We start from the raw sequence: 6,609 nt of genomic DNA, 5'->3' as shown, positions 1-6,609 counted from the left end.
CCCAGAGGCTGGTCGGCTTTTCTTCACTTCTACTATAAAAAAATAGTAGCACAAACCATGGCCTTGGTTTGTACTACTAATGTTAGTATGTTTTTAATAGACTACTCATCTAATGCGCAAATGGTAAGCTTGCCAAAATACCATTATATAATTTTAAGATAACATAAATCACTAATGTTAATAGGATTGCCCACATAAACAGCTCAAAAACCAACAAGCCAATTGTGCTGCCCATGGACATAAAATGGCTCATTTTGTAAATCAAATAAATAAAGTAGGCAAATATCGTTAAAATAAAGATGCCGACTAGCACATAAATAAATTGAATCGCAAAGGCTGAACACATTGCACCAATAAATAAAATAATATAGCCGCCTCTAGCTTGGTGTACTGTTGCCCCATCACTATCTTTTGAAAAGAACAGCATGCCTAGCTCATGAATCGTTTCCCCTACTAGTTTAAGCGCTGAAAAGACCATAAAAAAAGCAATGGCAAAAACAATCAATAAAAATACACGTAATTCAAAATCGGATAAAAATTCTCGCATGCCTGAATAAACACCGATTGCTTGAAAAACTTGTAACGATTTTCCCACAGCATACATGCCAAATGTTAAACTAAATAATAAAATTGTAATTAATGGTAAATAACCATAGATATATGGGTTCCTCATAAAAAATTTTTTTCCTCTATTTTTATTAATAACTTCCTATTTATAATATAGCCAAAACTCTTCTACAACTGCAAGCTAAATCCCATTCGTCCATATGCATTCGTAATGAAAGTACGTTATAATTGGTATACTTACTTGCATAAAGGAGGGTTTTTTTGTTACAAGTACTTTATATTTTCATACCAATGCTTGTTGCAATATTCGTGCCACTTTTGTATAAACGCATGAAACATATTCACACAGGCTGGTTTGTTCTTGCTGTACCTGCTACACTTGCAATTATTTATGCAACTTATATTGCTCAAGTAGCAAAAGGAGAAGTATTTACTGCAGAGCTACCTTGGATTCCATCGCTCGATATTTCAGTTATCTCTTATTTAGATGGACTTAGCTTATTATTCTCGCTGCTAATTACTGGTATTGGCTCATTAGTTGTACTTTACTCCATTTTTTACTTAGACAAGCATAAAGAAAAATTACATAATTTTTATGTTTATTTACTACTATTTATGTCTGCAATGCTAGGAGTTGTACAGTCAGACCATTTAATCACACTTTATTTCTTTTGGGAGCTAACATCAATTTCATCATTTTTACTAATTGGCTACTGGTATACACGAGATGCCTCACGCCTTGGTGCATTAAAGTCAATGATGATTACAGTTGGTGGCGGCTTAATGATGCTAGGAGGATTTGTTCTTCTTTATTTAATGGGTGGAACTTTCTCCATACGTGAGCTAATTACGATAGCACCTAATTTAGTCGAACATCCTTTCTTTACATGGTCACTAATATTATTACTATTAGGTGCGTTTACCAAATCCGCACAATTCCCATTCTACATTTGGCTGCCAGATGCAATGGAAGCGCCAACACCCGTGAGTGCCTACCTTCACTCTGCAACAATGGTGAAAGCAGGTATTTATTTAGTTGCGCGCTTTACACCAATTTTTGCTGCATCTGAGCTTTGGGTATGGCTAGTAACAGGTATCGGTATTTTAACACTTTTCTGGGGTTCCTTCTTTGCTATCAAGCAAACGGACTTAAAAGGAATTCTAGCATTTTCTACCGTCAGTCAGCTTGGGCTTATTATGTCACTGCTTGGGGCAAGTGCCGTTGCATTTCATACAAATAGCTCAGTCGATACGATTAAATATGCGGCTTTTGCTGCTATTTTCCATCTTATCAACCATGCAACATTTAAGGGTAGTCTGTTTATGATTGCAGGAATTGTGGACCATGAAACAGGTACGCGTGATATTCGAAAGCTTGGTGGCTTAATGAGCATTATGCCAATAAGCTTTACCGTTGCTGCAATTGGAAGCTTATCAATGGCTGGTCTTCCTCCATTCAATGGCTTCTTAAGTAAGGAAATGTTTTTAACAGCTATGCTGGCACTACAAAAGTTTGAATTTTTCGGCTTTGATACATGGGGAGCACTTTTCCCAATTGTCGCTTGGGTCGCTAGTATTTTCACATTTATTTATAGCTTTTATTTTGTTGCTAAAACATTTACAGGTAATTACAAACCAGAACAATTACCACACCAACCACATGAAGCACCAATTGGCATGCTTATTTCGCCAATTATTTTAGCAGTATTTGTAATCGCTATCTTTTTCGTACCAAACTTTATCGGCGATATGTTTGTAAAGCCAGCCGTGCAGGCGATTCAACCATTTTTATATACAGCACCACAAGATGTTGATATTCATGTGGCTGCTTGGCATGGACATATTACGCCTGAGCTATTAATGACGATTGGTATTGTTATTATTGGTGTTTTATTATTTGTTGCCTTACCAAAATGGCAGGGGCTCTATCAATACTTGCCACAAGCATTCACATTGAACAATGCTTATGACAAAATGATGCAAGGGTTAGATACTGGCTTAAATCGTCTATCACAACGTTATATGACAGAATCAATGCGTCACTACTTACTCTATATGTTTAGCGGCATTACGGTAATTGTGATAGGTTCTCTTTTTATCAAAGATGCCTTTCGCATTGCTTGGCAAGAAGCATCACCGATTCGACCGTATGAAATTATCATTGTGGTCGTTTTAGTAATCGGTACAGCCATTGTTATCTTAGCAAAATCACGACTTACAGCCATTATTGGGCTAGGTGCTGTAGGCTACACGGTTGCTTTATTCTTTGTTATTTTTAACGCACCTGATTTAGCCCTTACACAGCTTGTTATTGAAACCATTTCAGTAGCATTATTTTTAATGGCATTTTACCATCTACCAAGAATGGGCAAACGAGAAGAGCGTATGAAATTCCAATTACATCGTGCCATTATTTCGATTACGGTTGGTATTATGGTAACGCTTGTAGCACTATCTGCTCACTCTCAAAAGCTGATTCCATCTATTTCTAAATATTATGAGGAAACAGTTTATTCATTAGCGGGTGGAGGCAATATTGTCAATGTTATTTTAGTAGACTATCGTGGCTTTGATACATTATTTGAAATTACGGTACTAGGCATTGCTGGAATGGGTATTTTAGCTATGATTAAGTTGCGTATGAATCGAAAGGAGAAAACACATGAAAACAAATGATGTGATTATACAATTTACTGCTAAAATTGTATTCTTTATTATTTTCTTCTTCTCCATTCATATTTTTCTAGCAGGGCATTACACTCCTGGGGGTGGCTTTGTTGGTGGACTGTTAACATCAAGCGCTATTGTACTTTTAATTATAACATTTGATATTAATACAATTCGCCATATTTTACCTATCAATTATACGTATTTTACAGCTGGTGGCTTACTGCTAGCTCTTGCAACAGCAGCATACCCAATGTTTGTTGGCAAGCCGTTTTTCACACATTTCTTTGATTATTTTGATTTACCGCTGCTAGGCAAACAGTCACTCCATACGGCTATGCTGTTTGATACGGGCGTTTATTTGGTTGTTGTGGGTGTTACGATGACCATTATTCAAACGATTGGGGAGGATGAATAATGGAAATAATTATGGCCTTTGTCATTGGCTTTCTCTTTATGGCAGCAGTTTATTTAATGCTATCCAAAAGCCTATTACGTATTATTATTGGTACAGGCTTGTTAAGCCATGGGGCACATTTACTTATTTTAACAATGGGTGGTCTTGGTGGAGAGGCTCCTCCTGTTTTAAGCGATGGGGCAAAAACATTTGCTGACCCATTACCACAGGCACTTATTTTAACAGCGATTGTTATTAGCTTTGGGGTAACAGCATTTTTCCTTGTTCTTGCTTACCGCTCGTATCAGGAGCTGAAAACAGATGATATTAGTTTAATGAGAGGAAGTGATGAGGATGAATAACTTCCTACTACTACCTATTATCATCCCATTTTTCTTTGGTATTATATTAATGCTTGGTAGAAAGAATTTAACCTATCAACGAGTATTTGCATTGCTTGGTGTTGGGCTTGCTCTTATTTCAGCCATTGCCCTGCTCTTTAAAGTAAAGCATGATGGTATCCAAAAGGTAACATTTGGTGACTGGCCTGTTCCTTATGGGATTACAATGGTTTCTGATATGGTGTCTGTATTGCTTGTTACAACAACATTGCTTATTGCCTTTTTTGTTGTATGGTATGGCTTTGACTCCATTACAAAGGAGCGCGAACACTTCTTTTACTACCCAGGCATTATGTTTATTTTAACAGGAGTCAATGGGGCATTTACAACAGGTGATATTTTTAACCTTTTTGTATTCTTTGAAGTATTATTAATGGCGTCCTATTTACTCATTGTACTTGGAGGGGAAAAGGGTCAGCTCAAAGGGTCGATTAAATATATTTTAATTAATGTTATTTCATCTGCCCTGTTTGTTATTACAGTTGCCTTTTTATATTCTGTAGTTGGTACATTAAATATGGCGGATATTGCTGTTAAAATAGCAGATATTCAGCAGCCAGGCATTATTACGGTTATTGCTGTACTCTTTTTAATGGTATTTGGCTTAAAAGCAGCTATTTTCCCATTATATTTTTGGTTACCAACTTCTTATGCGGCAGCACCGATTCCTGTGCTCACACTATTTGGGGCACTACTAACAAAGGTCGGCGTTTATGCTATTACACGTACCTATACACTATTTTTTGTACATGATTTATCGTATACACATCAGTTACTAATGGTGCTAGCTATTGCCACAATTGTAGCAGGCTGCATTGGTGCACTTGCTTATTTCGATGTCAAACTTATTATTATTTATAATATTGTCATTGCAGTAGGTGTTATTTTATTTGGTGTTTCCCAAATGAACGAGGTTGCCTTAAAAGGCGCAATGTTTTATTTTATTCACGATATGCTTATTAAAGCTGCTCTCTTTATGCTAATTGGGATTGTTATGTATATTACAGGCACATCCGATTTACGTAAAATGGGTGGACTAATGAAGAAATATCCTGTTCTTGGCTGGAGCTATTTAATTGCAGCGTTTGGCTTAGCAGGTATCCCACCACTCAGTGGATTTGTTGGTAAGCTATTAATTGTTCAAGGTGGCTTTGAGGCTGGTAGTATGTGGGGCAGTATTTTTATCTTAGCTTCCTCATTGCTTGTGCTATTATCAGTGATTCGTATTTTCATCTACGCCTTTTGGGGTGAGGAAAAAGAAACAAGTGGCACTGTCAATACAAAGGTTTATAAAATGCTCTTTATCCCTACTGCCCTGTTAGTATGTATTACTGTGGCATATGGTGTTGGCTCTGAATGGATTACGCCATTTATGGATGATGCTGCAAAACTATTAAATGATCCATCTATTTATATAGATGCTGTGATGAAGGAGGAGTAACGCGGATGGCATTTCAAATTATTTTAAATGTTGTACTTGCCTTTGTCTGGATGTTCCTATCCTCTAATTACACAGCAACAGGCTTTATTATTGGATTTTTGCTAGGCATTATCTTACTGCTGATGATGCGACGCTTTTTCACTTCACGCCTTTATATTTACCGTATATGGGCAATTATCAAACTAACATTGCTATTCTTTAAAGAACTAATATTAGCCAATGTTCAGGTGTTGCGAGTTGTTTTAAAACCAGAGCTAAATATGCAGCCTGCCTTTTTTGCTTACCCTACTGTTTTAAAGGAAGAGTGGGAAATTACGCTATTATCTAGCTTAATTACATTAACACCTGGAACCGTAGTAGTACATGTATCTGATGATGCTAAAACATTGTATATCCATGCGATTGATATTAGCGATGTGGATGAAGCGATTGCTTCCATTCACGATTCATTTGAAAAAGCCATTTTGGAGGTGAGTAAATCATGACAATATTTATTATCGCTATCATTGTAGTGATTTGCTTATCAATGATTGGGGTTATTTATCGAATGATTAAAGGCCCTGCTGCATCAGACCGTGTTGTAGCACTAGATTCACTTGGTGTATCACTGATTTCACTTATCGGACTATTTTCGATCTTAGTGGAAACAAGCTTTTTCCTAGAGATTATTTTATTGTTAGCGATTTTATCGTTTATCGGCACAGTGGCTTTCTCTAAATTTATAGAGAAAGGAGATATCTTAAAACGTGACAATTCTCGCTAATAGCTTAGTTATCTTTTTTATTGCAATTGGAACACTTTTTATTGTTGTAACGGCTATTGGGCTTATTCGTTTGCCTGATTTATATACGCGCGCCCATGCCGCCTCTAAAAGTGCAACGCTTGGTGTTATGTGTGTATTGATTGGTGTATTCTTTCACTTTTGGCTAATTGAAGGTCACTTTAATCCACGCATTTTACTAGGGGTATTATTCTTGTTTATTACAGGACCTGTTGGAGGGCATATTATGACACGCTCCTCCTATATCGCTGGTGTCAAGCCATGGAAGGGAACTGTACGTGACGAGTTAGGCCCTGAAATTGAAAGAATGAAGAAGGAACAAAATATTAAATAATCCATAAAAAAGCTGCCTGAT

Annotated in this window: 8 protein-coding genes; 7 read left to right on the top strand and 1 reads right to left on the bottom strand. The window is 36.7% G+C overall.

Going from position 1 to position 6,609, the window contains the following annotated elements; all coding sequences use genetic code 11:
• Window positions 1-109 precede the first annotated feature (109 nt).
• Window positions 110-673 (bottom strand): DUF5366 family protein, encoded by a 564-nt coding sequence (locus ACIQVU_RS14030; RefSeq protein WP_340807136.1) that lies wholly within the window; start codon window positions 671-673, stop codon window positions 110-112.
• 155 nt (window positions 674-828) lie between these two features.
• Here ACIQVU_RS14030 and ACIQVU_RS14025 point away from each other — a divergent pair, with 155 nt between their 5' ends.
• Genes ACIQVU_RS14025 through mnhG form a run of 7 tightly spaced genes read left to right on the top strand, consistent with a single transcriptional unit; the run spans window position 829 to window position 6,588 of the window.
• Entirely contained in the window at window positions 829-3,243 is a 2,415-nt protein-coding gene (locus ACIQVU_RS14025) for a Na+/H+ antiporter subunit A (protein WP_340807138.1), read from the top strand.
• Window positions 3,230-3,652 carry a Na(+)/H(+) antiporter subunit B gene (locus ACIQVU_RS14020; protein WP_340807139.1) on the top strand — a complete coding sequence of 141 codons (423 nt, stop codon included), beginning with the start codon at window positions 3,230-3,232 and terminating at the stop codon, window positions 3,650-3,652. The genes ACIQVU_RS14025 and ACIQVU_RS14020 overlap by 14 nt, the downstream gene beginning before the upstream one ends.
• Window positions 3,652-3,993, top strand: a complete 342-nt coding sequence (locus ACIQVU_RS14015) for a Na(+)/H(+) antiporter subunit C (RefSeq protein ID WP_340807140.1) — start codon at window positions 3,652-3,654, stop codon at window positions 3,991-3,993. Before ACIQVU_RS14020 ends, ACIQVU_RS14015 begins: the two co-directional genes overlap by 1 nt.
• The gene (locus ACIQVU_RS14010) at window positions 3,986-5,473 is read left to right on the top strand and encodes a Na+/H+ antiporter subunit D (RefSeq protein ID WP_340807141.1); all 1,488 of its coding nucleotides are present in this window, start codon (window positions 3,986-3,988) and stop codon (window positions 5,471-5,473) included. The genes ACIQVU_RS14015 and ACIQVU_RS14010 overlap by 8 nt, the downstream gene beginning before the upstream one ends.
• 5 nt (window positions 5,474-5,478) lie before the next feature.
• Window positions 5,479-5,958 carry a Na+/H+ antiporter subunit E gene (locus ACIQVU_RS14005; RefSeq protein WP_340807142.1) on the top strand — a complete coding sequence of 160 codons (480 nt, stop codon included), beginning with the start codon at window positions 5,479-5,481 and terminating at the stop codon, window positions 5,956-5,958.
• Window positions 5,955-6,236 carry a Na(+)/H(+) antiporter subunit F1 gene (locus ACIQVU_RS14000; RefSeq protein WP_340807144.1) on the top strand — a complete coding sequence of 94 codons (282 nt, stop codon included), beginning with the start codon at window positions 5,955-5,957 and terminating at the stop codon, window positions 6,234-6,236. Before ACIQVU_RS14005 ends, ACIQVU_RS14000 begins: the two co-directional genes overlap by 4 nt.
• Complete coding sequence (gene mnhG, locus ACIQVU_RS13995) at window positions 6,220-6,588, top strand: monovalent cation/H(+) antiporter subunit G (protein WP_340807145.1); 369 nt, start codon at window positions 6,220-6,222, stop codon at window positions 6,586-6,588. The genes ACIQVU_RS14000 and mnhG overlap by 17 nt, the downstream gene beginning before the upstream one ends.
• Window positions 6,589-6,609: the final 21 nt, after the last annotated feature.

The organism is Lysinibacillus sp. NPDC098008 (assembly GCF_044760715.1).
Taxonomy (GTDB): Bacteria; Bacillota; Bacilli; order Bacillales_A; family Planococcaceae; genus Lysinibacillus.
This window is presented reverse-complemented; position numbering and strand designations above follow the sequence as displayed.

Excerpts from the sequence above, each read along its gene's own strand:
- ACIQVU_RS14030 (WP_340807136.1), bottom strand. The coding sequence starts at position 673 with ATGAGGAACCCATATATCTATGGTTATTTACCATTAATTACAATTTTA.
- ACIQVU_RS14020 (WP_340807139.1), top strand. The coding sequence starts at position 3,230 with ATGAAAACAAATGATGTGATTATACAATTTACTGCTAAAATTGTATTC.
- ACIQVU_RS14015 (WP_340807140.1), top strand. The coding sequence starts at position 3,652 with ATGGAAATAATTATGGCCTTTGTCATTGGCTTTCTCTTTATGGCAGCA.
- ACIQVU_RS14010 (WP_340807141.1), top strand. The coding sequence starts at position 3,986 with ATGAATAACTTCCTACTACTACCTATTATCATCCCATTTTTCTTTGGT.
- ACIQVU_RS14005 (WP_340807142.1), top strand. The coding sequence starts at position 5,479 with ATGGCATTTCAAATTATTTTAAATGTTGTACTTGCCTTTGTCTGGATG.
- ACIQVU_RS14000 (WP_340807144.1), top strand. The coding sequence starts at position 5,955 with ATGACAATATTTATTATCGCTATCATTGTAGTGATTTGCTTATCAATG.